The 25,261-nt window shown below is 72.9% G+C and carries 21 protein-coding genes and 1 riboswitch; of the genes, 9 read left to right on the forward strand and 12 right to left on the reverse strand.

The window, feature by feature from the left end; translation table 11 throughout:
• Window positions 1–325 precede the first annotated feature (325 nt).
• Window positions 326–889, forward strand: coding sequence for a DUF5134 domain-containing protein (locus tag OG823_RS05645; protein ID WP_371478025.1), 564 nt, complete (start codon window positions 326–328; stop codon window positions 887–889).
• A 151-nt stretch (window positions 890–1,040) separates the two neighbouring features.
• Window positions 1,041–1,997, forward strand: a complete 957-nt coding sequence (locus OG823_RS05650) for a M56 family metallopeptidase (protein ID WP_371478027.1) — start codon at window positions 1,041–1,043, stop codon at window positions 1,995–1,997.
• Window positions 1,998–2,122: 125 nt separating this feature from the next.
• Here OG823_RS05650 and OG823_RS05655 read toward each other — a convergent pair whose 3' ends face one another.
• On the reverse strand, window positions 2,123–2,584 hold the full coding sequence (locus tag OG823_RS05655; protein ID WP_371478029.1) for a MarR family winged helix-turn-helix transcriptional regulator: 462 nt from the start codon (window positions 2,582–2,584) through the stop codon (window positions 2,123–2,125).
• An 87-nt stretch (window positions 2,585–2,671) separates the two neighbouring features.
• Between OG823_RS05655 and OG823_RS05660 the strand changes: the two genes are divergently transcribed.
• Both OG823_RS05660 and OG823_RS05665 read left to right on the forward strand, forming a co-directional pair.
• Window positions 2,672–4,210, forward strand: coding sequence for an MFS transporter (locus tag OG823_RS05660; RefSeq protein ID WP_371478031.1), 1,539 nt, complete (start codon window positions 2,672–2,674; stop codon window positions 4,208–4,210).
• Window positions 4,211–4,416: 206 nt separating this feature from the next.
• Window positions 4,417–5,055 (forward strand): TetR/AcrR family transcriptional regulator, encoded by a 639-nt coding sequence (locus tag OG823_RS05665; RefSeq protein ID WP_371478034.1) that lies wholly within the window; start codon window positions 4,417–4,419, stop codon window positions 5,053–5,055.
• A gap of 67 nt (window positions 5,056–5,122) precedes the next feature.
• Here the strand turns inward: OG823_RS05665 and OG823_RS05670 are convergent, their stop codons facing one another.
• Window positions 5,123–5,989: a helix-turn-helix domain-containing protein gene (locus tag OG823_RS05670; protein WP_371478036.1), complete on the reverse strand. Its 867-nt coding sequence runs from the start codon at window positions 5,987–5,989 to the stop codon at window positions 5,123–5,125.
• Between the two features lie 419 nt (window positions 5,990–6,408).
• On the opposite strand from OG823_RS05670, the gene OG823_RS05675 reads away from it, so the two are divergent.
• A complete protein-coding gene (locus OG823_RS05675; protein ID WP_371478039.1) occupies window positions 6,409–6,954 on the forward strand; it encodes an ATP-binding protein in 546 nt (181 codons plus the stop codon).
• A 279-nt stretch (window positions 6,955–7,233) separates the two neighbouring features.
• On the opposite strand, the gene OG823_RS05680 is transcribed toward OG823_RS05675, so the two are convergent.
• Window positions 7,234–7,470: a DUF397 domain-containing protein gene (locus OG823_RS05680; RefSeq protein ID WP_371478041.1), complete on the reverse strand. Its 237-nt coding sequence runs from the start codon at window positions 7,468–7,470 to the stop codon at window positions 7,234–7,236.
• A gap of 516 nt (window positions 7,471–7,986) precedes the next feature.
• Here OG823_RS05680 and OG823_RS05685 point away from each other — a divergent pair.
• Window positions 7,987–8,892 (forward strand): sirohydrochlorin chelatase, encoded by a 906-nt coding sequence (locus OG823_RS05685; protein ID WP_371478042.1) that lies wholly within the window; start codon window positions 7,987–7,989, stop codon window positions 8,890–8,892.
• Window positions 8,893–9,731: 839 nt separating this feature from the next.
• A riboswitch (cyclic di-AMP (ydaO/yuaA leader) is annotated at window positions 9,732–9,892 on the forward strand.
• A complete protein-coding gene (locus tag OG823_RS05690; protein ID WP_371478044.1) occupies window positions 9,879–11,177 on the forward strand; it encodes a transglycosylase family protein in 1,299 nt (432 codons plus the stop codon). Its footprint overlaps the riboswitch before it by 14 nt.
• A gap of 157 nt (window positions 11,178–11,334) precedes the next feature.
• On the opposite strand, the gene OG823_RS05695 is transcribed toward OG823_RS05690, so the two are convergent.
• A complete protein-coding gene (locus OG823_RS05695) occupies window positions 11,335–12,195 on the reverse strand; it encodes a class I SAM-dependent methyltransferase (RefSeq protein ID WP_371478046.1) in 861 nt (286 codons plus the stop codon).
• Between the two features lie 285 nt (window positions 12,196–12,480).
• Here OG823_RS05695 and OG823_RS05700 point away from each other — a divergent pair, with 285 nt between their 5' ends.
• The gene (locus OG823_RS05700; protein ID WP_371478047.1) at window positions 12,481–12,681 is read left to right on the forward strand and encodes a hypothetical protein; all 201 of its coding nucleotides are present in this window, start codon (window positions 12,481–12,483) and stop codon (window positions 12,679–12,681) included.
• 76 nt (window positions 12,682–12,757) lie between these two features.
• Here the strand turns inward: OG823_RS05700 and OG823_RS05705 are convergent, their stop codons facing one another.
• The 6 genes from OG823_RS05705 to OG823_RS05730 form a co-directional block, all read right to left on the reverse strand.
• Window positions 12,758–13,786: a LacI family DNA-binding transcriptional regulator gene (locus OG823_RS05705; RefSeq protein WP_371478048.1), complete on the reverse strand. Its 1,029-nt coding sequence runs from the start codon at window positions 13,784–13,786 to the stop codon at window positions 12,758–12,760.
• A 25-nt stretch (window positions 13,787–13,811) separates the two neighbouring features.
• Window positions 13,812–15,536: a glycoside hydrolase family 13 protein gene (locus OG823_RS05710; RefSeq protein ID WP_371478049.1), complete on the reverse strand. Its 1,725-nt coding sequence runs from the start codon at window positions 15,534–15,536 to the stop codon at window positions 13,812–13,814.
• A gap of 92 nt (window positions 15,537–15,628) precedes the next feature.
• Window positions 15,629–16,540, reverse strand: a complete 912-nt coding sequence (locus OG823_RS05715) for a sugar ABC transporter permease (RefSeq protein ID WP_371478050.1) — start codon at window positions 16,538–16,540, stop codon at window positions 15,629–15,631.
• Window positions 16,541–16,613: 73 nt separating this feature from the next.
• Entirely contained in the window at window positions 16,614–17,615 is a 1,002-nt protein-coding gene (locus tag OG823_RS05720) for a carbohydrate ABC transporter permease (RefSeq protein ID WP_371478051.1), read from the reverse strand.
• A gap of 138 nt (window positions 17,616–17,753) precedes the next feature.
• Entirely contained in the window at window positions 17,754–19,031 is a 1,278-nt protein-coding gene (locus OG823_RS05725; protein ID WP_371478053.1) for an extracellular solute-binding protein, read from the reverse strand.
• A 547-nt stretch (window positions 19,032–19,578) separates the two neighbouring features.
• On the reverse strand, window positions 19,579–20,280 hold the full coding sequence (locus tag OG823_RS05730) for a helix-turn-helix transcriptional regulator (RefSeq protein ID WP_371478055.1): 702 nt from the start codon (window positions 20,278–20,280) through the stop codon (window positions 19,579–19,581).
• Between the two features lie 51 nt (window positions 20,281–20,331).
• Here OG823_RS05730 and OG823_RS05735 point away from each other — a divergent pair, with 51 nt between their 5' ends.
• Window positions 20,332–20,877, forward strand: a complete 546-nt coding sequence (locus tag OG823_RS05735) for a GNAT family N-acetyltransferase (protein ID WP_371478056.1) — start codon at window positions 20,332–20,334, stop codon at window positions 20,875–20,877.
• On the opposite strand, the gene OG823_RS05740 is transcribed toward OG823_RS05735, so the two are convergent.
• Window positions 20,870–22,027 carry an aldose epimerase family protein gene (locus OG823_RS05740; RefSeq protein ID WP_371478058.1) on the reverse strand — a complete coding sequence of 386 codons (1,158 nt, stop codon included), beginning with the start codon at window positions 22,025–22,027 and terminating at the stop codon, window positions 20,870–20,872. The two genes, OG823_RS05735 and OG823_RS05740, sit on opposite strands and share 8 nt — an antisense overlap.
• A gap of 174 nt (window positions 22,028–22,201) precedes the next feature.
• Window positions 22,202–25,261: an AAA family ATPase gene (locus tag OG823_RS05745; protein ID WP_371478060.1), complete on the reverse strand. Its 3,060-nt coding sequence runs from the start codon at window positions 25,259–25,261 to the stop codon at window positions 22,202–22,204.

Below are 25,261 nucleotides of genomic sequence, written 5' to 3' on the forward strand. Positions count from 1 at the left end.
CCGGGCGCCGGCGGCGCGACCGGAGCGGGCGCGGCGCCGTACGCCGACCATGACGCCTGCGCCCCGGTGGCGCCACCGGACGGGCCCTGCCCCGCCGCGGCGGTGCTCCGGAGGCCCGAACCGGCTCGGCGTCGCCGGGGCCGGAGCCCCGCGGATCGTCACCCCGGGGAACGAAACGTCGTGGAGCGGGCCGGAAGAAGCAGTCACGCCGGTGGGCAGGCCGGCGGTCACCCCCGTGCGCCCCTGCACGCGCCCTGCTGCCCGCGCGCCCGGCGGGTGATGGTGGACCGTGCCGCCCGTACGCACCGGTCGAGAAGGGGTGCCGATGCACGGTCCAGTCGTCGTCACCTGGCTGCTGGCGGTCTTCACCGCGGCGGCGGGCGCCCACTGCTTCTCCCGGCTCCGGGGGGCGGCCTGCGCGCGCCCGCGGGCGGGCGGCCGTGCTCTCCCGCACCGCGAGTCTGACGCCGCCGAGGCACTGATGGGCATCGGCATGGCGGCGATGGCGGCGGCCGGCTCGGCCGTTCCCGCCACGTTCTGGGCCTGGCTGTTCGGCCTGCCCGCGCTGGGCCTCCTGCTGGCCGCGCTCACGCCGACCCGGCCCGCCGTGCGGGCGCACCGGCTGCACCACGCCCTCGGCGCCCTCGCCATGACGTACATGGCGCTGGCGATGGCCGGCTCCCCCGCCCACGCGCACCACGGCGCCGCGACGGGCATGCCGGTGGTGACCGGCACCCTGCTGCTGTACTTCGGCGGCTACACCCTCTGGGCCGGCAGCCGGCTGCTCTCGACCACGGGGGGCGCGGTCCTCAGCGGTACTTCGGGCCTGCCGCAGGCGTGCCGCCTGACGATGGGCATCGGCATGTTCGCGATGCTGTTGACGCTCTGAGGCCCCGAGCGCCCCGGGGCCCGGCCGGACGGGCGCGCCGTGGTGGCGTTGGTCACTGGTGCCGGCAAGCCGTTCCGCGGGCGCCGGGGAGCGCATAGGTTGGGCCGGGAGCGTACTGTCGCGCTCCGTGCGTACTGGGGGTTCCCCTGCCATGACGGCCCTTCTCGGCCTCTTGCTGCTCGGACTGCTGCTGTCGACCGTCGCGCCGCGCCTGCTGGCCCGGGCGCGCTGGGTGGAGCGGGAACCGGTGCTGGGGCTGCTGGTCTGGCAGTGCCTGGTGGTCGCGGTGCTGTTGTGCTGTGCGCTGAGCCTGCTGCTCGCCACCTCCGCCGCCCTGCCGGAGCTGCGGGTGCTGCTGTTCTCGGGCGCCCCGCACGGGGTCGAGGCGGCGTACGGCCTGCAGGGGGCCGAGGGCTGGGGCCGGCTCTGCGCGGCGCTGCTGGCGGCGGGCGGCCTGCAGACGCTGCTCGCCCTCACCCGCGAAGTCCGCTCGGCCCGGGCGCTCCGGGACCACCGCCACGCGGAACTGGCCCATCGTGCACCCGAGTTGCCCGCCTCGATCGCGTCGTGGCGCAAGCGGCGCCGACGGCGTGAGCGGCTGGTGGTGCTGGAGAACGTCCGGCCGGAGGCGTGGTCCCTGCCCGGCCACGGCTCCCGGCTGGTGGTGACCACCGGCGCGCTGCAACAGCTCACCGACCGGGAGCTGGCCGCCGTACTGAGCCACGAGCGCGGACACGTCCGGGCCCGGCACCACTGGCTGTCGCAGTGTGCGCAGGCGCTCGCCACGGGCTTCCCGGGCGTGGGGGTGTTCAGCGCGTTCCGCGACCAGGTGGGCGAGCTGGTGGAACTGGCGGCCGACGACCGCGCGGCGCGCCGGCACGGACGGACCACCACGGCCCTGGCGCTGGCCGAACTGAACCTGGGGCGCGGGGTGTTCGGTGCCTGCCCGCCGGGCCTCGCGCAGTCCCCCCGGCGAGTGGACCGGCTGCTGGCGGAGCAGCCGCGGCTCTCCGTGCGGCGCCGCCTGCACCTGACGGTGGCCGCGCTGGCCGCGCCCGCCTCGGTGCTGCTGCTGGCGGCGGCGCCGGGCATCGCGGCGCTGTTCTGACGGCCGGATCCCACCACCGCGTCGCACGGGACCGCACACGACGGGCACGCGGCGCCGGCCGGGGCGCCTGACGACGCCTCGGGATCACCCCGGCCGGGTGGCTCCCGGCCTCGTCCGCCGTCGGCTCAGCAGGGAGCGGCCGGCTCCGGACGGGGCGGTGCGACAGCGCCCGGCGGATTGCCCGACGGGGCGGCGAGCGTGCGCGCCAGCACCTCGCGGTGCAGCGGACGGGCCTCCTCGTAGCGCCGGCGGCCGTCCCCGGTCAGGGTGACGTAGATCCCCCGGCGGTCCAGCTCGCACATCTTCCTGGTGACCAGACCCGCCTTCTCCAGGCGGCCGATCAGCCGGGACAGCGCGCTCTGGCTGAGGTGCACCATGGCGGCCAGCTCCTGGACGCGCAGCAGCCGGTCGCAGGCGGCGTCCTCGTCCTCGGCCAGTCGCTCCAGCACCTCGAACTCGCTCATGCCCAGACCGTGCAGCTCCCCCAGCTCGCGGTCGAGGGCGCACGCCGCGGCGGCATGGCGGGCCAGCAGGTCACGCCAGTCGGCCACCAGGGCCTCGCCTGCAAGGACGTCGATTTCGGACACCCCGCCACGCTAGCACATGTCGGGGAACTTATTGCGGCAACATTAATTTCACTTGCATTGATTGCACATGCATGTAGTGTCCTGACCATGACCGCTCCAAGCCGCTCCGACGCAACCTCCGGCCTCTCCAAGCCCTCTGACCACCCGTCGCCCCTCGACCAGCACTGGACGCCCCTGCTCTGGGGCACCCTGGTCGTGCTCTGCACCGCCATGTTCCTGGACGCCCTGGACGTCTCGATGGTCGGCGTGGCCCTGCCCTCCATCGGCACCGACCTGAACCTCTCGACCTCCGCGCTGCAGTGGGTCGTCAGCGGCTACGTCCTCGGGTACGGCGGCCTGCTGCTGCTGGGCGGCCGCGCCGCCGACCTGCTCGGGCGGCGCCGGGTCTTCCTGGTCGCGCTCGCCGTCTTCGCCGCCGCCTCCCTGCTCGGCGGCCTGGTCGACAATGGCGGGCTGCTGATCGGCGCCAGGTTCCTCAAGGGCGTCAGCGCCGCGTTCACCGCGCCGGCCGCCCTCTCGATCATCACCACGACGTTCCCCGAGGGCCCGGCCCGCAACCGGGCCCTGTCCATCTTCACCACCTGCGGCGCGAGCGGCTTCTCGCTCGGCCTGGTGCTCAGCGGCCTGCTCACCTCCGCCGGCTGGCGCTGGACGTTCCTGATGCCCGTCCCGGTCGCGCTGCTGGCCCTGGTGTTCGCCGCCCGGGTGCTGCCGCGTCAGCCCCGCGAGCAGCACTCCGGCGGGTACGACGTGGCCGGAGCCGTCACCGGCACGGCCTCCGTCCTCCTCCTGGTCTTCACCGTGACCGAGGCGCAGGGCGCCGGCTGGCTCGGCCTGCGCACGGTCGGCTCGCTGGTCGTGGCGGCCCTGCTCGCCGCCTCCTTCATCCTGATCGAGCTGCGCACCGCGCACCCCCTGGTACGGCTCGGCATCTTCCGCAACGGCGGGGTCGCCCGCGCCAACCTGGTCGCCGGCACGCTGATGGGCTCCTACGCCGGCTTCCAGTTCATCGTCACGCTCTACCTCCAGCGGCTGCTGGGCTGGTCGGCCCTGGAGATGGCCTTCGGGCTGCTGCCCGCCGGGGCGCTGGTCGCCCTCTCGGCCACCCGGATGGGAGCCGTCGTCGACCGCTTCGGCACCAGCCGGCTGCTGCCGATCGGGACGCTGGCCCTGCTGCTCGGGTACGCCCTCTTCCTACGGCTGGACGAGCACAGCGGCTACCTCGCACTGGTCCTGCCGAGCATGATCCTGCTCGGTGTCGGGTTCGCGCTGGCCTTCCCCTCGGTGAACATCGCGGCCACCAACGGTGTGGCCGACGAGGAGCAGGGCCTGGCCTCCGGGCTGGTGAACACCGCCATGCAGGTGGGCAGCGCGATCGTGCTGGCCGTGGTCACCGCCGTCATCACGGCGGGCAGCGGCGGCGGGCACAGCGCCCGGGAGCAGCTGGACGGCTACCGCCCGGCGCTGCTGCTGGTCGCGGGCGTCGCCCTGCTCGGACTGCTGGTGGCCGCGGCCGGCGCGGTGATCGACCGCCGCAGGGCGCCGGTCGGCTTCGCGGTGCCGGACTACGACTACGCCCCGGCCGGCGCGGACGCCCCCGCGCAGGAGGTACTCAGCAAGCGCTGACCGCGCGACCGTCGAAACCCCGTGCCCGGCCGTCGCGAACGGCCGGGCACGGCATCGCCCGCTCCACCAAACCCCCGTGTTGGTGGAGCGGGCGATGCCGTGCCCGGTGTGCCCACCGCGGGCCCGGGTTTCCGGGTACGGCGGGATCCCCGTGCCTCCCGGCCAGTATATTGGCCGGGAGCCAACGGACGTACGGAGCTGACACGATGGCACCTCGCGGGGATTCGGTCAACGAGGAAATGCGTCGGCGCTCCCGCCGCCGGATCATGCGGGCCACCTTGGAACTCGTCGACCGGCACGGCTACGCCGGCACGACCCTCACGGACATCGCCGAGCGGGCCGGGCTCGCCCGGGGGCTGCTGTCCTACTACTTCGACGGCAAGCGCCTGCTGATGCAGTCGGCCACCCACCGGCTGATGCACCTGGAACTCTCCGCGGCGCTGTCCGGGCCGGACGCCGGTGCGTCCCCCGAGGCGCGGCTGGCCTGCGCCATCGACGCCGTGCTGGGCCTCGCGATCGACCACCCCCGGGTGATGCGCTCGCACCTCGCGCTGATCCTCGACCCGGACGTCGGCGAGTTCGTCAAGGATCCCGAGCAGCAGCAGCTCGGCGCGATCCTGCAGGAACTGCTGCTGGACTGGGGCGCCTCGGACCCCCTCGCCGAGCACGCGGTGCTGCGCAGCGCGCTGATGGGCGGCTGCATCGGGCTGCTGCTGCCGGGGGCCGAACTCCCGCTGGCGCCGATCCGGGCGGACCTCTTCGGCCGCTACGGCCTGGCGTGGGAGCTGGGGCGGCCGCCGCAGCCCGCCCCGCCCGAGGGGAGCAGGCCGCCGGCGCGTGCCTGAGCGGTGACGGCGGCGCCGGGCCGTGGGCGCGGGACGGCGGCGCGCACGGCTCGGCCCCGGGCGTCCGTCAGCGCTCGGCCAGGATCGAGGTGAGCAGGTCGATGGTGTGCTCGGGCGTGAGGCTGTCCACGCAGAGCCGCTCCATCACCTGGATGTAGGCGTCGACGTCGTCCCGCTTGTCCAGGTAGAGCGCGCTGGTGAGCTGCTCCAGGTAGACGACGTCGGCGAGATCCTGCTCGGGGAAGCGCAGGATGGAGAACGCGCCGCTCTCGCCCGCGTGCGCGCCGAACCGGAACGGCATCACCTGGATGACCACGTTGGACTGCTCGGCGATGTCGATCAGGTACTTCAGCTGACCGCGCATCACCTCCGGGCCGCCGACCGGGCGGCGCAGGGCTGCCTCGTCGATCACCGCCCACAGCCGGGGGCTGTTGCCCTCGGTGAGCAGCTTCTGCCGGCGCAGCCGCAGGCTGACGCGGCGCTCCAGCTCCTCGTCGCTGATCACCGGGCGGCTCTGGCCGAACACCGCGCGGGCGTACTCCTCGGACTGCAGCAGGCCCGGGATGAACTGCACCTCGTAGGTGCGGATCAGCGTGGCCGCCTCCTCCAGACCGACGTAGGTCTGGAACCAGCCCGGCAGCACGTCGTTGTAGCTGTGCCACCAGCCGGACTTGTTGGCCTCGCGGACCAGGCCGAGCAGTGCCTCGCGCTCGGTGCCGTCGTTGACCCCGTAGAGGCTGAGGAGGTCGGCGACGTCGCGCTCCTTGAAGCTGACGCGGCCGAGCTCCATCCGGCTGATCTTCGACTCGGAGGCGCGGATGGCGTACCCGGCATCCTCGCGGGTGATCCCGCGGCCCTCACGGAGCCGGCGGAGCTGGGAGCCGAGGAGGATCCGGCGAACCATCGAGCCGCCGCCCGGCTGAACTGTGGTCATGCGGTCCAAACCTCCACCCTGGGGCAAACAGCGCACAGTCTGCCATCAGTTGAGCGCTCACGGTGCCGGTACTGACGGATGTATCTATCAGTTCTGCACCTCTGACACCAGAATGCACGTGCATCCGGCGCATGCATATGCCAATAGTGCGACTGCACGTGAATCGACTCTTGCATCTGCAGTGAGCGCAGAGGACCATGGTGCACGTGCACCTGCACATCCCTGGCATTCCCGCGGGCACCGCGTCGACCCCATGCGCGACACCGCACACCAGCCCGGCAGCGCTGCGGCGCGACCGGGCACTCGTGTGCGCGCACGGGCCGTTCGAGGTGGCGGTCCAACGGCCGAGCGAGTCGGAGGTGACCGGCATGACCCCGGCGGGTCCAGCCGTGTCGGCCCCCTTATGGGAGGAGCTCTTCATGAGCACCGGTACGGCCTTGGCGGTCGACCCCCACGTGGTCACCTGTACGCTCGCTCCCCGCTACGAAGCCGTCAGAACCGCGCGCGACTTCGCCAGAACCACGCTGCACCGATGGGGACTCGGTGACCTTTTCGACGATGTCGCACTGGTCGCCTCCGAGCTGGTGACCAACGCACTGCGGCACGCCGTCGGCGCCCGGCCCGAACCGGGCCTGCCGACCGGTGACTTCGCCGCCTTCCCGACCCAGGGCGGCCCGCAGCAGGCCATGGACGGCCGGCTGCCGATCCGAATAAGCCTCGTCCACCGGGCTCCCCAGGTGGTCTGCGCGGTCAGCGACCCGAGCAGCACCGGGCCGGTCGCCCGGGAGGCCGACTTCGTGGCCGAGTCCGGCCGGGGTCTGCACCTGGTGGACTCCTTCAGCCGCTCGTGGGGCTGGCACCCGCTGGCCGGTGCGGGCAAGGTGGTCTGGGCGCTCTTCGAGGCCGAGGATCCGGACGCGGCCGCCGGCCGTGAGACCCCGGGCCGCCACCGGCGCTCCGCCTGACCGCTGTGGCCCGACGAGCCCCGACCGGGCGAGACCCGGCCCGCCGGCCCGCGCGGGCTCGGCGCGCGGCGGTCACCCGGCCGCGGGCCGGCGACACCGCCCCCGCCGCCGGGCACCGCGCCGATCGGTGCGGACGGGCGGCCCCCGCCCGGCTCCGGCGCGCTCCGGGCGCGTCCTGCGGCCGGGGCGGCTCTCCCTGCGACCCGGGGCGGAACACGAAAAAGGCCGTCGTGGTGTCAGCACCCACGACGGCCGACCGGCAGTCACGCCGACCGCTCGTCAGACCGCCAGGTGGTCGAACTCCCCGTCCTTCGCGCCGAGCAGCAGCGCCGCTATCTCCGCCCGGGTGTAGATCAGTGCCGGACCGTCCGGGAAGCGGGAGTTGCGCATCGCGACGCCGCCGTCGGACAGCGCGGCGAACTCCACGCAGTTGCCCTGGGAATTGCTGTGCCGGCTCTTCTGCCAGACCACTCCGTCGAGGTCCGCAGCCGCCATGCCGTTGTACGTGTGGTGCATTGAAGTCTCCCGAAATAACCGGAGTGGTCGTCCAGCTCGGCGTACGGCCCGAAGGCCGCGATCGACCGGCCCGGCTCCCCTGCCGGCCCGGCACCCGCCTCACTTTGACGTGATGATAGCTCCAGTGCACGTGCATCAGCACGGGACGGTGCAGGTGCACGAGGAACGCCGGATGTCGGTGCAACCGCCGGGCATGTCGATCGATTGACGGTACGTAAGCGGACAAACTTGACCGAATCCAGACCCGCGCCATAACCGCCCGTAGGCGCACCCCCGCATAATGTTGATCTTCGGCTGCCGGGAGTCGTGTCCCCGTGACCCACAGTCAGTCGCCGGAATGTGTGTGATACATGTCACTTCGCACCGCGATCCCCCCGAAGGCTGTGAGGGCATCGGGGAGCAGACGTGAATACGTGGCACGGTTTGTCACTCTCTGACCGATATGACGTCATGCGGGCTGTCCGATATCGGTAGCCGACTGCGACTCTGCCCGGCCGATGTCCTACGATCTCCGCCATGAGCACCGCAGCCATCCCGGGCGCGCCACTGCCCGTCCGCACTCCAGGCTCCCGTGCGCGGGGGCGCCATCGTCGACCCGAGCGCCCCGAGATCCCGGTCGGTTCCCCGCCCCTGGTGCTGGCCGTGCCGGCAGCCGAAGGGCCCGAGTCGCGCCCCGTGGTCGACGAACTCCTCTCGATCGTCCGCAGTGAGCAGTCCGGCGTCGAGGCCGCCGCCGCCTACCTGCCGAACGCGTCCGGCGAGGCCACCGGCCCCGGCGTGGGCGACCTGATCGGCCAGGCCCTCGCCGCCGGTCTCCCCGCACCCATCGTGGTGCCGCTGCTGCCCGGCCCGCACGGCTTCCTCGCCGGCCTGCACCGCCTGGCCGCGGAGCGGGGCGCCACCGTCACCGACGTGCTCGGTCCGCACCCGCTGCTGGCCGAGGCCGTCCACGTACGGCTGTCCGAGGCCGGGCTCGCCCGTGCCGACCGGGCCCGGCTGTTCGCCATCACCACCGCGGCGGACGGCGTGGTCCTCACCACCGTCGGCGGCGAGGAGGCCGCAGCCGCGGCCGAGATCACCGGCGTGCTGCTGGCCGCGCGGCTCGCCGTGCCGGTCGTCGCCGCCGCGCTCGACGTCCCCGGCTCGGTGGCCGCGGCCGTCGACCACCTGCGCGCCACCGGCTCGCAGCGGCCCGCGCTGGCCCCGCTGGTGATCGGGCCGGAGGCCGACACCGAGCTGCTCGCCACGGCCGCCGAGGAGACCGGCTGCCCGAGCGCCGCGCCGCTCGGCGCCTACCCGACGGTCGGCCAGCTGATCGCCTCCACGTACCTGTCCGCCCTGGAGGTCGCACTGACCGAGGCGGAGCAGGCCCGGGAGCAGGAGCCCGAGCACGACCGGGCCGACGAGCAGGTCGCGGAGTAGCACGACTCCGTACGAAGCACACCGCGCGACAGGGCCCCGGAGCTGCTCCGGGGCCCTGTCGCGTCGGCGGCTCGGGCCCCGGCCGGCAGCCGGAGCGAACGCCCTTCCGCGCCCCCTGGCCCTGGGGCCCCGGGCCCGCCCACTGCGGCCCCCGCTCCGCCCCGTCCCCGTGCCACGGATCCGCGGGCCCGGGCCCGCCGGGCTCGCGCCGCACGCCCGGCCACGCGGCAGCGCCGGACGACCGCCCGGGACGCGCGCGCGGCACTCCGGTGACCGGGCTCCGGTGACCGGGGCTCCAGTGACCGGGGCTCAACTCGGCCACGACGACGGCATGTGATGCCCTTTGGCACTTTATGTCCCTGATGTCCGATGGGCGGTCGACCCGCCCCCCGTCGACGATCACCATGTCGGCGACCGCAGGCCGGGAGCACCTCGGTGCGATCCGACACCGAACGCCCCGAAGTGTCCGGTAAGGCCGCTTCATCCAGGTCTGTCGCGTTGTACCAGATTGCGCCGCAGGGCCCTTGGTCCCGAAAGCCGACTCGCACCGCTCCGGTTGCGGGCCTTCGCGGCCCGTGGTTCCGTACCCTCCCACCGGCCGGCCGGCGCACCCCCGGGGCTCCCTGAAGGGTCGGCAGATCCCGCCGAGGGCAAGGACTTTGCCCGAAACGGGCGTTATGTGATCATGATGGATCCGGACCCGCGCAGTTCGTGAAGGCTGCGTGAGGAGCGTCACACATGTTTGCAGTTTGAACTTAAGTCTGCTTAACGTGCTCCCCGTTCGTGGTCACACGAACCCAGTTCATCCGCAACGCCGAGGCCTGCCGTCGGATGCGCTGGCAGCGCGAACACCGCACCACGGCAGGCGCGGGGGACCCAGGTAAGCCGCCCCGGACCGGTCCAGCACCGGTTCAGGGCTAGGGGTGAAGCCGTGCTCAGCACGGCCGGGCAACTCCAGCCCGAATCCGACAGCTCACCTCGCAGGCGTGGGAGAGGAACACGTCTTCATGCTGACCACCAACGGCACCCGCATGTCCGGCCGCACCCGTCGTCTGATCGCCGCTGTCGGCGTCGCCGGCGTCGGTCTCACGATCCCCTGCCTCACCGCCGGCTCGGCGAACGCCGCCTCGGTCGCCACCTGGGACAAGGTCGCGCAGTGCGAGAGCAGCGGCGACTGGAGCATCAACACCGGTAACGGCTTCTACGGCGGCCTCCAGTTCACCTCCAGCACCTGGGCCGAGTTCGGCGGCACCGCCTTCGCGTCCCAGGCCAACCTGGCCACCAAGGACCAGCAGATCGCGATCGCCGAGAAGGTGCTCGCCTCCCAGGGCCCCGGCGCCTGGCCGGTCTGCTCCGTCCAGGCGGGCCTGACCGCCGGTGGCGCACCCGCCGCCGTCGACACCGGCGCCCCGGCCACCACCACGCCGGCCGCCCCGGCGACCCAGGCCCCGGCCGCCTCGACTCCGGCCGCGTCCGACGGCTCCACCTCCGACAGCTCCTCCTCCACCGGCTCCGCGTCGGGCAACTCCTGGTCGGGCGACAAGTCCTGGTCGCAGAAGAGCGGCTCGGGCGACAGCACCCGCACCTACACCGTGATCGCCGGCGACTGGCTCTCCTCCATCGCCGACAAGAACCACGTCCAGGGTGGCTGGGAGCGTCTGTACGAGCTCAACAAGTCCGTCCTGACCAACGGCGCCGACACCATCTACCCGGGCCAGCACCTGGCCCTCGGCGGTGCCGGCACGGCCACCAAGAGCTCGGCCACCGACACCTCGGGCAAGAAGTTCGACTGGTTCAACCGCTCGAAGTCGACCGACTCGTCCGCCGCGAAGACCACCACGGCCCCCGCGGCCTCCTCGTCGGCCACCGACACGGCCACCACCGCCACCACCGCCTCCACCACGACCACCACGCAGGCCGCCACCGGCAGCATGGCCGCCGCGGTCTCCTTCGCGGAGTCCAAGGTCGGCCAGGCGTACATCTACGGTGGCACCGGCAACGGCGGCTGGGACTGCTCCGGCCTGACCCAGGCGGCGTTCCGCGCGGCCGGCATCTCCATCCCGCGGGTGGCCGCCGACCAGGCCGCCGCCACCACCCACGTCTCGCTGGACAACCTGCAGCCGGGCGACCTGCTGTTCTGGTCCAACAACGGCAGCGACTCGGGCGTCTACCACGTCGCGATCTACACCGGCAACGGCAGCTACGTCGAGGCCGCCAACCCCAGCGCCGGTGTCCGCACCATGACCGTCGCCAACTGGGCGCCGGACTTCGCGGGCCGGATCTGATCCGGTAGCACCACGCGCGACAGCACGGCACGTACGCCGCCGCCCCTGGGAGGAGCCCACCGCTCCTCCCAGGGGCGGCGGCGTCGCCGTACCCGCAGGAACGACGGACGGTCGAAGGCCGGCCCCCGTCAACCGCGGGGGCCGGCCTTCGAGATGCTCAGTGCGCCGCGCGCACCGCCGAGACCAGTCCGCCGGCGCCCTCGTCCTGCTGCGACGGGCCGAGCACCGGGCGCCCGTAGGCCGCGGCACGCTCACGCAGGGTGAAGGTCTCCGCCTCCCAGCCCAGGCCGTCCAGCCAGCCGACCGGGTCCTGCGGCATCTCCCAGACCCACATCGACGCCGCCGAGCCCGGAGCGGCGTCCCTGCGGAAGCGTTCGACCACACCGCGCGAACCCAGGGTCAGGCCCATCCTGCTGCCTGCGGCGGACAGCGCACCGACCCGTTCGAGCAGTGACTGCACAGCGTCCTCGGGCAGATAGATCAGCAGCCCCTCGGCGATCCACACCGTCGGCTGCGCCGGATCGTGCCCGGCCGCGGCCAGGGCGCCGGGCCAGTCCTCGCGCAGGTCGACCGGTACGGTGATCCGCTCGCAGCGCGGAACGGCCCGCTCCTGACGCAGCACCGTGGCCTTGAAGCCCAGCGGTTCGGCCGTGTCCACCTCGAACAGCGTCGTCCCCGCAGGCCAGTCCATCCGGAAGGCCCGGCTGTCCATCCCGGCTCCGAGCAGCACCACCTGGCGGACGCCGGACGCGACCGCCCGGTCCAGCAGGTCGTCCAGGAACTTCGTCCGGATGACGATCGAGAAGGCCACACCGAGCCGGCGGCGCCGGGCCGCCTCGTCCGCGTCCGGGGGCCGCGGGGCACCGGGGCCGATCCCGCCGGCCGTGGCGAAGGCGAGCGCCAGCGGGTCCCGGAACAGCGGCTGCTCGCGTGCCGTCTCCATCGCCCTCACCCGGGCCACGCCCACGGCCGTGGCCCACACCCCGGACGGCTCGACCCGTCCCTCCGCATCAGTCATGCGTTCAGCCTAGGCCGCCGGGGCGCCGCACCGGCGCGGTGGGAATCAGCGCTCCGGGGGCCGGCTCCGACCCGGTGGCGACGACGTCGGCCCGCGCCGGCCCCCACCGGCGGTGCACCAGGGACGCGGCCCGTTTCGCTCGTGGTCCGGCCCCACCCCGACCGGGCCGGAGCAGCGGACGCGGCGGCCGGTCGCAGCACGCCGCCGGTGCGGGATCGGCCGACGGCGTGGTGCGATCGGCCGCCGACGGGCATGCTGGCGTTCCGCATCCGAGGAGGAGTCGCCATGGCCAAGGTCACCGTCACACTGGACGCCGATCTCGCGATCGAGGTGATGCTGCTCGCCGGGGTCAGGAGCCCGCAGGACGCGGTCGAACTGATCGTCCGTGACTACCTCGCCAGGGGTCACCGCACCGAGGCCCGGACCGGCGAGGCCGGCGACGGCTCACGCGTCACCCAGGACCGGCCCATCGTCCAGGAGGGCTGATCCCGGCGCTGAACGCGGCAGGCCCCCGGGAGAGCGTCGAGGACGCTCTCCCGGGGGCCTGCCGTACGTGGGCGGGCTACTCGCCGCGGTTCGGCCTGGCGCCGGTGGAGCCGCGCATCACCAGCTCCGGCTGGAACATGAACTCACCGCGCTGGGCGGCGTTCCCGCCGACCTCCTCCAGCAGGGCGTCGACGGCCGCGGTGGCCATCGCCTCGACCGGCTGGCGGATGGTGGTCAGCGGCGGCTCGGTGAAGGCGATCAGCGGCGAGTCGTCGAAGCCGACCACCGAGACGTCCTGCGGCACCGCGAGGCCCCGCTGGCGGACGGCCCGGATCGCGCCGAGCGCCATCATGTCGCTGCCGCAGACGATCGCGGTGCAGCCCTTGTCCAGCAGCGCGCCGGCCGCGGCGTGGCCGCCCTCCACGCTGAAGAGCGTGTGGTGGATCAGCCCCTCGGCCTCCTCCTGGGTCATCCCGAGGACGTCCTTCAGGGCCGCCGTGAAGCCCTCGATCTTGCGCAGCACCGGGACGAACCGGCGCTGGCCGACGGCCAGGCCGATCCGCTCGTGGCCCAGCTCGGCGAGGTGCTGGACCGCCATCCACATCGCGGCCCGGTCGTCCGGCGAGATGAACGGCGCGGTGATCTTCTCGCTGTAGCCGTTGATCAGCACGAACGGCACCTGCCGGCCGGTCAGCTTGGCGTACCGGTCGTGGTCCGCCGTGGAGTCCGCGTGCAGACCGGAGACGAAGACGATGCCGGCCACGCCGCGCTCGACCAGCATCTCCACGAGTTCGTCCTCGGTGGAGCCGCCGGGGGTCTGGGTGCAGAGCACCGGGGTGAACCCGTGCCGGCTGAGCACCTGCTCGATCACCTGCGCGAGCGCGGGGAAGATCGGGTTGCTCAGCTCGGGCGTGATCAGCCCGATCAGACCCGCGCTGCGCTGTCGCAGCCGGGTCGGCCGTTCGTAGCCGAGGACGTCCAGCGCGGCCAGCACGGTCTGCCGTGTGGTCGCGGAAACGCCCGCTTTGCCGTTGAGGACGCGGCTGACGGTCGCTTCGCTGACCCCCGCCTGCGCCGCGATGTCCGAGAGTCGCGCCGTAGTCACGATCCCAGAGCCTATTGCAACCACGTCACACCGCCCACCAGATGGTGCTGTCCGCCGCCAGAACGACCTCGTTCTCCAGCACGACAGCCTCGGCCGAGGAGAGCAGGATACGGCCGGGAGCCGCGATCCGGACCGGCTCGGAGCCGGTGTTCGCGGTGCAGACGAAGGAGCCGGCGGCGCTGTCGCGGCGGAAGGCGAGCACGCCCTCGGGCGCGTCCAGCCAGGTCAGCTCGGTTCCGGCGCCCAGCGCCGGGTGCTCGCGGCGCACGGCGAGGGCGCTGCGGTAGAGCTCCAGCGTGGAGGTCGGGTCGCCGGTCTGGGCCTCGACGGAGAGCTGGGCCCACTCGGCGGGCTGCGGCAGCCAGCTCGGACCGCCGGCCTCCGGGCCGAAGCCGTACGGCGCCTCGCTGCCCGACCACGGGATCGGGACGCGGCAGCCGTCGCGGAAGCCGTCCTGGCCGGCCTGCCGGAAGAAGGACGGGTCCTGGCGGACCTCGTCCGGCAGGTCGGTGACGTCCGGCAGGCCGAGCTCCTCGCCCTGGTAGACGTACGCCGAGCCGGGCAGGGCGAGCATCAGCAGGCTGGCGGCGCGGGCGCGGCGCAGGCCGAGCACGCGGTCGCCCGCGGTACGGATCTGGGTGCCGCCGGGCGGGTTGGCGAAGCGGGTGGCGTGCCGGGTGACGTCGTGGTTGGAGAGCACCCAGGTGGCCGGGGCGTCGACCGGGCGCATGGCGTCCAGCGAGACGTCGACGACCTCGCGCAGGGCCGCGGCGTCCCAGTGGGTACCGAGGTACTGGAAGTTGAAGGCCTGGTGCAGTTCGTCCGGGCGGACGTAGTTGGCGGTGCGCTGGACGGTCGGGGTCCACGCCTCGGCGACGCCGATCCGCTCGCCCGGGTACTCGTCGAGGATCTTGCGCCAGACGCGGTAGATCTCGTGCACGCCGTCCTGGTCGAAGAACGGCATGACGTCGTTGCCGAGCAGCTTGAGCTGGTCGTGCGAGCCCAGGTTCGGCAGGCCGGGTGCCTTGACCATGCCGTGGGCGACGTCGATCCGGAACCCGTCCACGCCCATGTCCAGCCAGAACCGCAGGATCGAGCGGAACTCGTCGGCGACGGCCTCGTTGTCCCAGTTGAAGTCGGGCTGCTCCGGGGCGAACAGGTGCAGGTACCAGTCACCGGGCGTGCCGTCCGGGTTGGTGGTCCGGGTCCAGGCCGGGCCGCCGAAGATGGACTCCCAGTCGTTGGGCGGCAGTTCGCCGCTCTCACCCTGGCCGGGCTTGAAGTGGTAGCGCTCGCGCAGGGCCGAGCCGGGCCCCTCCCGCAGGGCGCGCTGGAACCACTCGTGCTGGTCCGAGGAGTGGTTGGGCACCAGGTCGACGATGATCCGCAGGCCCAGGCCGTGGGCGTCGCGGATCAGGCCGTCGGCGTCCATCAGGGTGCCGAACATCGGGTCCACCGCGCGGTAGTCGGCGACGTCGTAGCCGCCGTCGGCCTGCGGGGAGGCGTAGAACGGGGACAGCCAGACCGCGTCCACGCCGAGGTCGCGCAGGTACGGGAGGCGGCTGCGGATGCCGGGCAGGTCGCCCATGCCGTCGCCGTTGGAGTCGGCGAAGCTGCGCGGGTACACCTGGTAGATGACCGCTTCCCGCCACCAGCCTCTGGGCGCGCCGGCATTGTCGGCAACCGCCACGGGCGCGGCGGCGGGGACGGCGGCGGCGGGCCGGGAGGTGTCGGCCAGATTCTGGGTCATGGACAGTCATCCCTTGGGGACTAGGTGTCGGACCGGCCGCCGGGGTGTGGCGGCCGGTGCGCGGCGACAGGCTGTGGCAGGAGTGGGGTGGCTCAGGACTTCGCGGCGCCGGCGGTCAGGCCGGTCACCAGGTGACGCTGCACCAGGTAGAAGAGGAACGAGGACGGGATCGCGATCAGTACGGCGGTCGCGGCCATCAGGTTCCACTGGGAGTCGTGCTCGCTGACGAACGTCTGCAGGCCCACGGCCAGCGTGTACTTGCCGGAGCTGAGCATGAAGGTCGAGGCGAAGGCGACCTCGGCCCAGGCGGTCAGGAAGGAGTAGAACGCCGCCACCGCCAGGCCGGGCCGGGCCAGCGGCAGGACGAGCCGCCAGAAGGTGCCGAACGGGTTGAGCCCGTCCACCCGGCCGGCCTCGTCGATCTCCACCGGGATGGTGTCGAAGTAGCCCTTGAGCAGCCAGGCGCAGTACGGAACCGTGGTGGTCGAGTAGACCAGGATCAGACCGACGTAGCTGTCCAGCAGGCCCAGCGAGGACAGGATGGTGTACATCGGCACGATCAGCACGGCGATCGGGAACATCTGGGTGACCAGCAGGGACCACATCAGCGGGCGGTGGCCGGGGAAGCGCATCCGGGAGACCGCGTAGCCGGTGGTCGCGGCGATCAGCACGCCGACCACCGTGGTGACGCCGGCGACCAGCATCGCGTTGCCGAACCAGGTGAAGAAGTCGGTGTGGAACAGCACCGTGTCGTAGTTCGACAGCCCGATCTTGTCGAAGATGGCGCCGGGGTGGAGATAGTCGCTCTTGTCGGGGCCGAGCGAGATGAAGACGATCCACAGCACCGGGAAGAGCGCGATCAGGCTCGCCACGATCAGCGCGCCGTGCGACAGCGCCTTGGCCAGGGGGCTCAGTTCGCCGCGCCTGCGCGCTCGGGTCGTGCTGACGGTCGGGATGCCGGATCCCGGCACGGTGATGGTCGGTCGTTCTGCGGTGGTGCTCATCGGATGCCTGCCTTCTTGGCCGTCGTGGTCACGGGGATTGCGCCGGTCGGACGCCTGGTCGACGGGGAGCCCGTCAGCCGTTCGCCTTCTCGTTGCGGGCCAGCCAGCGCCGGTAGAAGGAGGTGAAGACGATCAGGATGGAGAGCAGGATGACGCCGTAGGCGGCCGACTGGGCGTAGTCGCGGGGCTGCTGGCCGAAGCCGAGGCGGTAGGCCCAGGTGACCAGGAGCTGGGCGTCCGATCCGCCCGAGCCGAAGAGCAGGAAGATCACGGCGAACTGGTTGAACGTCCAGATCACACCGAGCAGCACGACGGTGCTGGAGACGCTGCGCAGGCCCGGCAGGGTCACGTGGCGGAATTGCTGCCAGGCGGTCGCGCCGTCCATCTCGGCGGCCTCGTACAGCTCGCCGGGGATCGACTGCAGACCGCCGAGCAGCGAGATCATCATGAACGGGACGCCGCACCAGGTGTTGACCAGGATCGCGGCCGCCTTCTGGGCCACCGGGTCGTCCAGCCAGCCGGGCTGCGGCAGGTGCAGGGTGGAGAGCACGGTGTTGACGGCGCCGCCGTCGGAGAGCATCAGCCGCCAGGAGAAGACCGTCACGAAGGTCGGCACGGCCCACGGCAGGATCAGCAGCAGGCGGTACGCGCCGCGGCCGCGCAGCTTCTGGTTGAGCAGCAGCGCGAGGCCGAGGCCGAGCGTGTAGTGCAGGCAGACGCAGATGACCGTCCAGGCGATGGTCCAGGTGAAGTGCGACCAGAACCGGTCGTACGAGCCCGGGCCCCAGAGGATGTCGGCGTAGTTGTGCAGGCCCACGAAGTGGTACGAGGCCGGGATCCTGTTGACGCCGATCTGGCGCGCCGTGTTGAGGCTGGTGGCGTCGGTGAGGGTCATCCACATGCCCTCGGCGAGCGGGTACAGCACCAGCACGCCGAGTACCACGACCACCGGCGCGATCATCGCGTAGGCGTACCAGTGCTTGCTGTACGAGCGCTTGAACCGCTCCACGAAGCCCGGGCGCGGTTCGCGCTCCCGGCTGCCCTTGCTGGGTGCACCCTGCACGGCGACTGCCATTTGTTGACACCTTTTCGAGAGGTCCGCAGCCTCAACTCGGCGACTGCTGTTCGTACGAGGACGGCCGGAGTGCCCTCGGTCCCACGGCCGGTGGCCGTCCGGCCCGCCCTCGCGGGCTTGCCGGACGGCCGGGGGTGACTACTTGCTGAAGTCGGGGAGGAGCTTGGCGTAGTCGGTGGCGATGGTGGTGAGGCCGTCCTGGGTGCTGGTGCCCTGGACGATCTTGCCGAGGTTGGTGCCGAGGGAGGCGAAGAGGGAGCTGTACTCGGGGAGTTCGGGGCGGGGCTTGGCGGTGGCGAGGACGGCCTGGAAGCCGGCGATGCCGGGGTTGGCCTTGACGTCGGGGGTGAAGGCGTCGGCGCGGGTGGGGAGGGTGGAGTTCTTCTGGGCGATGAAGGACTCGCTGTCGGCGGAGGTCATGTAGGCGGCGAACTTCTCGGCGGCGGCCTTGTGGGCGGTGTCGGAGCCGGCGTAGACGGAGACGTTGTGGCCGCCGGTGGGGGCGCCGGCCTTGCCGGCGGTGCCGGCGGGGACGGGGGCGATGCCGAGGTTGTTCTTGTCGGTGAAGGCGGTGCCCTTGTAGATGTTGGTGACCTCCCAGGGGCCCTGGATGATGGCGGCGACCTTGCCGCTGTTGAAGGCGTCCATCATGTGGGCGTAGCCGTCGGAGGTGAGGTCGGCCTTGACGGTTCCGGGGGCGGTGAAGAGGGTCTTGTAGGTTTCGACGGCCTTGGCGGCTTCGGGGGTGGTGATGGTGATCTTCTTGCCGGTGGCGTCGACGGTGTCGGTGCCTTCGCCGAAGAGGAGGGGCATGGCGTAGTAGCCGTCGCCGGCGCGCATCCAGAAGCCGTCGACGCCGGCCTTGTCCTTGAGGGTGGCGGCGTCGGTCTTGAGTTCGTCCCAGGTGGTGGGGGCGGTGGTGATGCCGGCCTTGGTGAAGAGGTCCTTGTTGTAGAGCAGGCCGAGGGTGTCGGTGACCAGGGGGATGCCGTAGAGCTTGCCCTGGTACTTGGCCTGCTGGACGAGGCTGGGCTGGAAGGCGGCGGCGTCGGTGGCGGCGGGGGTGCCGTCGAGGGGCTCGAGGTAGCCGGCCTTGGCGAAGGCGGCGGTCCAGCCGACCTCGGAGCGGAAGACGTCGGGGGCGCCGGAGGCGCCCATCGCGGTCTGCAGCTTGTTCTGGGCCTGGTCGAACGGGACGCTGACGAAGTTGACCTTGATGTTCGGGTTGGCGGCCTCGAACTTCTTGGCGAGCTCCTGGTAGTTCGGCGCCTCGTTGGTGGCGTTCGAGGTGTCCCAGTAGGTGATGGTGACCGGGCCGGAGGCCTTGCTGTCCGAACCGGAGCCACTGCTGCCACAGGCTGCCATCGAGACCGCGAGGGCCGCAACGAGGGCAGAGGCCGCGATGCCACGCCGCATGAGAACTCCTAGAAGAAGGTGGGGGTGCCCGAGATGGTCGAGGACGGCGCATAATGGCTGTCCCGAGCCGACCGCGCCGTAGTGCCGCCGGGCTTGGGGAGGAACGTAACAGCGAAGCAATCCTCGCGGAAAGAGCTTGCAGCAAGTTTCTGCAAGATCCTGCGATCGTTACGTTCGCGTGTCCCCGGCGTAGCCGCGCGGTTGTCTCTCGATGACGGACCCGCCGTCGGATGCCCTGCTCGGCGCACCCGTGGACAGCGCCGCCACCCGGCGGGCGCCCGCGAAACCCCTTGCACGCCATCGGTCGCCCCGCGCGCCGGGGCTTCATTGTCATGCTGCGGACCGCTGCCCTTCATGCGCTCCGTCCGCACCGAGCTGCTCCGGCGCGGGGTGCCCGCCGGATCCGTCCACTACGAGGTGTTCGGCCCGGACCTCTGGCTCGCCGACCGCTGACCGCCGACCGCAGACCGCAGACCGCTGACCGCTGACCGCTGACCGCTGACCGCAGCCTCCCCCCGCGCCCCGCCTGCTCCCGTGCGGCGGGGCGTCAGGCGTTCGGCGGCGCGATGACGATCGAGCAGATCCCGGGGGCGGAGAACGGCCGCAGCGTGACACCGCCGGGGCGGCCGGCCCGTTCGGCCAGCGCGTCCAGCAGGCCCCGGTGCACGGCGCAGACCACCTCCGGGTGACGCTCGGCGTTCGCCAGGAACGGGCAGCTGTGCAGCCGTACCTCGGCGCCGTCCGGCGTCGACTCCGGCGCGAATCCCCAGCCTTCGGCCTCGGCCAGCACCCGCCGCGCCAGCTCCCGGCCGCTCGCCGGCCCGGGCTCGGCTCCGGTACCGGCTCCGATACCGGGCTCGGCTCCGGTGCCGGGCTCACCGGCGGATCCCGCGCCCCACCGCCGGCCGGCCTCCTCGGCGCGCGCGGAGCGCTCCTGCGCACCGGCGCCGTAGCCGAGCGCGAGCACCTCGACCAGCCTCCGGTACGCCGTCAGCTGTTCCCGCTCGGGGGCCGCCGCGTACCGCAGCCTGGGCCGCCCGCGCCCGGCGGCCGGCTCCCGCCGCACCTCGACCAGACCGGCCTCGACCAGGGCGGTGAGGTGATGGCGCACGGTGGTGACGTGCAGCTCCAGCGCCTCGCCGAGCTGCCCGACGTCCAGCGGCCCGGGCGCCTCGGTCAACGTGGCCAGCAGGGCCCGCCGGGCCGGCGCGGCGAGCGCCTTGTGCACACCGGGGTCACTGCTGTCCATGGCGCCATATTACGGTGGCCGGTCCGCCGGCCGGCCGGGAAGACTGGGCGGATGCGCATCAGATCCGCCACCAGGGACGAACTGCCGCTGCTCCGGGAGATCGAGTGGGCGGCCGGGGAGTGCTTCCGGGCCGTCGGCATGCCCGAGATCGCCGACGACGAGCCGCTGTCCGTGACCGAACTCGCCCGGTACCTGGACACGGGCACCGCGCTGGTCGTGGTGGACGCGGACGACCGGCCGGTGGCCTACCTGATCGCCGTGCCGGTCGACGGCGCCCTGCACGTCGAGCAGGTGTCGGTGCACCCGGCCCACGCCCGCCGGGGCCTGGGCCGCGCGCTGATCGACCACCTGGCCGCGCACACCGAGGCCGCCGCGCTGACCCTGACCACCTTCGCCGACGTGCCCTGGAACGCCCCGTACTACGAGCGGTGCGGATTCCGCCCGCTGGCCGCGGCCGAGGTCACCCCCGGCCTGCGGGAGATCCGCCGGCAGGAGGCGGCGCACGGCCTCGACCGCTGGCCGAGGCTCTGCATGCGCCGTGACCTGCACCGCCTCCCGGCGGACGGACCGGCTCCGGCGGAGCCGCCCGTCAGCTGACGCTCAGACGCAGCACCGTGGTCGAACGGAACTCCTCGCCCGGCCGCAGCACGGTGCTCGGGTACTCCGGCCGGTTCGGGGAGTCGGGGTGGTGCTGGGTCTCCAGCGCGATGCCGGAGTGCGGCCCGTAGGCCGTGCCGGACGCGCCGGTGACCGCGCCGTCGAAGCTGTTGGCGGTGTAGACCTGCAGGCCCGGCTCGGTGGTGAGCACCTCCAGGGTGCGACCGCCCGCCGGGTCGTGGAGCAGGGCCGCGCGGGTCGCCCCGCCGTCCTCGGCGCGGGCGCGCAGCACCCAGTTGTGGTCGTAGCCGCCGCCCGCGAGCTGCGGGTGGCCGTCGTGGATGGACTCGCCGACCCGCCGGGCGGTGGTGAAGTCGAACGGCGTGCCGCTCACCGGCTCGTAGGGCCCGTACGGGATCTGCCGGTCGTCGACCGGGGTGTACGCGTCGGCGTCGAGGGTGAGCAGGTGGCCCAGGATGTCCCCGTTCCCCTCGCCCGCCAGGTTGACGTACGCGTGGTTGGTGAGGTTGACCACCGTGGCGCGGGTCGTGGTCGCACGGTAGGAGATGGTCAACTCCCCCGTGGCGGAGAGGGTGTAGGCCACGCTGACGTCGAGCGCGCCGGGAAAGCCCTGGTCCCCGTCCGGGCTGTGCAGGTGGAACCGGACCCCGCCCGGGCCCCGGCCGGGCGGGACGATCTCCTCGGCCTGCCAGATCCGGTTGGCGAAGCCGTCCGGGCCGCCGTGCAGGGTGACCCCGCGGCCGGTGGGGGCGAGTTCGTGCGCCTCGCCGTCCACGGTGATCCGGCTGTCGGCGATCCGGTTCGCGTAGCGGCCCACGGTGGCGCCGTAGTACCGGGCCGGGCCGAGCACGTCGGCCAACCGGTCGCTGCTGAGCAGGATCTGGGCGCTCACGCCGTCACGGTCGGGTGCCCACAGGGTGTGCAGGGTCGCGCCGAGCGACAGGACGGACGCCTCGTACGGGCCGGCCCGCAAGGTCCAGCGCTCGATGGCGGCGTCGCCGCCGGGCTCGAACGGCTCGCAGCGCACGGACGTCCCCGGGTGCTCCTCGCCCCCTTCCGCCACAGCCTGCTGCACCGCCTCCGTGTGCTTCACGTCCGTGCCCTGCACGTCCGCCCGGTGCGTCGCCATGACCTGCTCCTCAGTGGTCGCCGGGGCTCGCCGCAACGGCTGCCCCGCGTCGAATTCTGTTCGAGTCTGAGCGATCCTGTCGCCCCACCGGCAAGCCTAGCGGCGCGGCGGGCCCGGGGCGTCGTCCGTCCACACCGCGACCCGCCGCACCGCGGCCCGCCGCACCGGCCGCGCTCAGTCCGGCGTCCCGGACTCCTCCGGCGTCCCGGGCTCCTCGGACGTCCCGGGCAGACCCGACGTCAGGCCGAGGGCGGCGGCGAGCCCCTCCGGGCCGGTGCCGGTCTTGCGGTGCACCGCGGCGAGCCGACGGTGGACCATGCTCAGCGGCACGCTCAACTGCTGGGCGATCCGCTGGGCCGGGAGGCCCTTCACGGCCAGCGTGGCCACCTCCCACTCCGGGGCGCTCAACGCGTCCTTGCTGACCGTCCGCAGCCGGTTGGGACGCAGCCCGGACTTGGCCAGCTCCCGGCGGGCGCGGCCCACCAGGCCGTCCGCGGCGCAGTGCTGGGCGAGCTCGATGCCCTGGTAGAGGTACTCGGCCGCGTCGTCCAGCCGGCCGACCCGGCGCAGCGCGCAGCCCAGGTCGACCAGTGCGACGGCGTGCTCGTAACCGGCCGGCGACTGACCGAGGTGGCTCACCGCGCGCTCCAGCAGCTCCACCGCCTTCGGTCCGTCGGCGATCTCGGCGTGCAGCCGCAGGGCGATGCCGATCGCGGACGCGGTGCCGAAGGCCTCCGCCCGGGCCACCGACTCCTCGGCCAGCTCCCAGGCCCGCTTGGGGTCCTCCTTCGCCAGTGCGACCGCGAGGTGCCCGGCCCAGGGCGCCCAGACGGTGTTGTGCCAGCCGCGTTCGGTCAGCCTGGCCCCGGCCAGCTTGAGTTCGGCCGCGGCCGGCCCGTGCCAGCCCTTGGCGAGCAGCAGCTTGCCGTACAGGGACGCCGCGTCCGGCAGCACCATCGCGGTCGCGTGGTAGGGCGGGCGGAAGTGGTGCTTCTCCGCCAGCTCCCAGGCCTCCTCGGTCCGGCCGCGGGCGATCAGGGTGTCCACCAGCACGCCGACGGCGTCCCACTCCAGCGGCAGGCCGGGCGCGATCCGCTCGGAGAGCCGCAGTGCCCGGCGCAGGAAGTCCTCGGCCTCGGCGAGCAGGCCGCGACGGAACCGGGTGAGGCCCATCAGGAAGTAGCCGAAGCCGCGGTGCGCGCCGCTCCAGCCGGCCAGCTCGAACTCCATGATGGCGTCCGAGAAGAGCCGTTCGGCGAGCGCCAGCCGGTCGGTGTACGTGAAGGTGAGCCCGATGATGGCGGGCAGCTCGAAGCCCCAGGTGGTGCCGGTCCACTCCAGGCCGTCGGGCAGGCGGCCGCCGTCCAGGGCCTCCTCGACCAGCGAGAGCGCCACGGTCGCGGGCTCGCCGCGCAGGGTGAGGTCCCAGGCCCGGATCGCGAGGACGGCGCGGTCGGCGGTGCCCTGGCCGGTGAGGCCGCGCCAGAGTTCCTCCAGCCGGTGGGAGCGCGCCGGGCCGTCCTCCTCGTCCTTGCGGAAGGCCTGCCAGACGAAGGACGCCGCCTCCAGCCGCAACCGGCCCGCCGCGTCCTCGGTGCGTCCGATCTCGTCCCGGCAGACCCGGGCCGCCTCGGCCAGTTCGCCGTTGTGGGCGAGCACCTCCGAGAGCCGGAAGGTGGCGTCCACCCGCAGTTCCGGGCGCAGTCCCTCGTCCGGGTCGAGGGCGAGCCGCAGCTGGTTGGCGGTCGAGGCCGGGTCCGTGAGCAGCGCGGAGCAGCCGAGTTCGTAGAGCACCTCGGCGCGGTCCTCCTCCTCCGGCGGCTCGTCCAGGGCGCGGCGCAGACAGGCCTGGGCCGCCTCCGGCGCGCCGATGGCGAGGTGTTCGTTCGCGGCCCGCCGCAGCTTGCGCACCGTGCGGTCGTCGCCCTCGGGGTGCGTGGCGACCAGGTGGCGGGAGGCGGCGATCAGGCCGAGACCGGCGTTCTCGATCGCGGTGAACGCGACGCCGTGCATGCCCGTCCGGGTGGCGTCCGGCATCGTCCGGTAGATCGAGGTGCCGATCAACGGGTGGACGAACTCCAGCTTCCCGCCGGGCATCTGGATCAGCACACGGTGCTTGCGCAGCGCCTTGATGGCGTCACTCGCGGCCTCCCTGCTGAGCGCCGAGATGCGGGTGGCCAGGTCCACGTTGATGTCGGTGCCGAGCAGCGCGGCGGCCCAGGCGAAGCGCAGGGTGCTGGTGCCGAGCTTGTCCAGCCAGGTCTTGAGCGTCATGCCACGGGCCTCGGCCGCGAGCTCGGCCAGGACGCCGGCGTTCTCCTCGACCGGCTCCAGCTCCTGGTCGACGATCCGGCCGAGCAGCGCGGTGGCGTCGTACGGGTTGCCCCGGGTGACCGTCCAGAGCGCGTAGCAGAACGCCTCGTCGGCCTCGGCCCCGAGCGCCTCCCGGACGATCTCGGACATCGAGGCCGGGGTGAGGGCGCGCAGCTCGTGCCCGCGGGTGACCTGGCCGGCGATGGCCTGCTGGAACGGCAGCGCGTCCGGGGTGAACTCGTCACCGTCGCGGTAGGCCATGACCAGCAGCACCGGCAGTTCGCGGGATCGGACGGCGAAGGCGGCCAGCCAGCTCAGCGACTCCAGGTCGGCCCAGTGCAGGTCGTCGATGATCATGACGAGCGGGGCACGGCGCGGGGCGAGCTGGGTGAGGACGTAGTCCAGACCGTCCCTGATGCCCTGCGGGTCGATGGCGACCGCCTCGCTGCCGGGGCGGAAGAGACCGATGGCGGGGCCGACGGTGTCGTACCAGTTGCCGAAGACCTCGTTGCGCTCGGATTCGGTGAGGCCGCCGAGCACCGGCTGCAGGAGCTGACGCAGGACGTGGTACGGCTCGGTGTACTGCTGCTCGCCGCCTCGGGCGAACAGGACGGTGCAGCGCTCCCGGGTGTGGGCGCGGCGCCGGACCTCGTGCAGCAGCGTCGTCTTCCCCAGACCGGCCCGGCCGGAGAAGATCAGCAGTTCGCCGATCTCGGTACCGCCGGCCGCGAACTCCCGGCAGAGCTTGTCGACCGCGAGCTCGGCCGAGCGGACCTCCGACTCGCGGTCGCGCAGCCGGGTGTGGCTCTCGGGGTGGTCAGTCCTGTCGGCGCCCTCGGGTCCGGTGGGATCCGAGAGGCTTGCGAGGCGGTCCGTGAGGTGGGGATCGGTGGGGCCCGCGGGGCCCTCCTGACCTGGCAT

Origin of the sequence: Kitasatospora sp. NBC_00315 (assembly GCF_041435095.1) — a bacterium.
In the GTDB taxonomy this organism is placed as follows: Bacteria; Actinomycetota; Actinomycetes; order Streptomycetales; family Streptomycetaceae; genus Kitasatospora.

What these genes read in the sequence shown, in the direction of transcription:
- OG823_RS05700 (WP_371478047.1), top strand. Translation starts at nt 12,481, where the DNA reads ATGGCCAAGGTCACCGTCACACTGGACGCCGATCTCGCGATCGAGGTG.
- OG823_RS05695 (WP_371478046.1), bottom strand. Translation starts at nt 12,195, where the DNA reads ATGACTGATGCGGAGGGACGGGTCGAGCCGTCCGGGGTGTGGGCCACG.
- OG823_RS05665 (WP_371478034.1), top strand. Translation starts at nt 4,417, where the DNA reads ATGGCACCTCGCGGGGATTCGGTCAACGAGGAAATGCGTCGGCGCTCC.
- OG823_RS05715 (WP_371478050.1), bottom strand. Translation starts at nt 16,540, where the DNA reads ATGAGCACCACCGCAGAACGACCGACCATCACCGTGCCGGGATCCGGC.
- OG823_RS05670 (WP_371478036.1), bottom strand. Translation starts at nt 5,989, where the DNA reads ATGACCACAGTTCAGCCGGGCGGCGGCTCGATGGTTCGCCGGATCCTC.
- OG823_RS05675 (WP_371478039.1), top strand. Translation starts at nt 6,409, where the DNA reads ATGAGCACCGGTACGGCCTTGGCGGTCGACCCCCACGTGGTCACCTGT.
- OG823_RS05725 (WP_371478053.1), bottom strand. Translation starts at nt 19,031, where the DNA reads ATGCGGCGTGGCATCGCGGCCTCTGCCCTCGTTGCGGCCCTCGCGGTC.
- OG823_RS05720 (WP_371478051.1), bottom strand. Translation starts at nt 17,615, where the DNA reads ATGGCAGTCGCCGTGCAGGGTGCACCCAGCAAGGGCAGCCGGGAGCGC.
- OG823_RS05685 (WP_371478042.1), top strand. Translation starts at nt 7,987, where the DNA reads ATGAGCACCGCAGCCATCCCGGGCGCGCCACTGCCCGTCCGCACTCCA.
- OG823_RS05735 (WP_371478056.1), top strand. Translation starts at nt 20,332, where the DNA reads ATGCGCATCAGATCCGCCACCAGGGACGAACTGCCGCTGCTCCGGGAG.
- OG823_RS05710 (WP_371478049.1), bottom strand. Translation starts at nt 15,536, where the DNA reads ATGACCCAGAATCTGGCCGACACCTCCCGGCCCGCCGCCGCCGTCCCC.
- OG823_RS05730 (WP_371478055.1), bottom strand. Translation starts at nt 20,280, where the DNA reads ATGGACAGCAGTGACCCCGGTGTGCACAAGGCGCTCGCCGCGCCGGCC.
- OG823_RS05660 (WP_371478031.1), top strand. Translation starts at nt 2,672, where the DNA reads ATGACCGCTCCAAGCCGCTCCGACGCAACCTCCGGCCTCTCCAAGCCC.
- OG823_RS05650 (WP_371478027.1), top strand. Translation starts at nt 1,041, where the DNA reads ATGACGGCCCTTCTCGGCCTCTTGCTGCTCGGACTGCTGCTGTCGACC.
- OG823_RS05680 (WP_371478041.1), bottom strand. Translation starts at nt 7,470, where the DNA reads ATGCACCACACGTACAACGGCATGGCGGCTGCGGACCTCGACGGAGTG.
- OG823_RS05745 (WP_371478060.1), bottom strand. Translation starts at nt 25,261, where the DNA reads ATGCCAGGTCAGGAGGGCCCCGCGGGCCCCACCGATCCCCACCTCACG.
- OG823_RS05645 (WP_371478025.1), top strand. Translation starts at nt 326, where the DNA reads ATGCACGGTCCAGTCGTCGTCACCTGGCTGCTGGCGGTCTTCACCGCG.
- OG823_RS05740 (WP_371478058.1), bottom strand. Translation starts at nt 22,027, where the DNA reads ATGGCGACGCACCGGGCGGACGTGCAGGGCACGGACGTGAAGCACACG.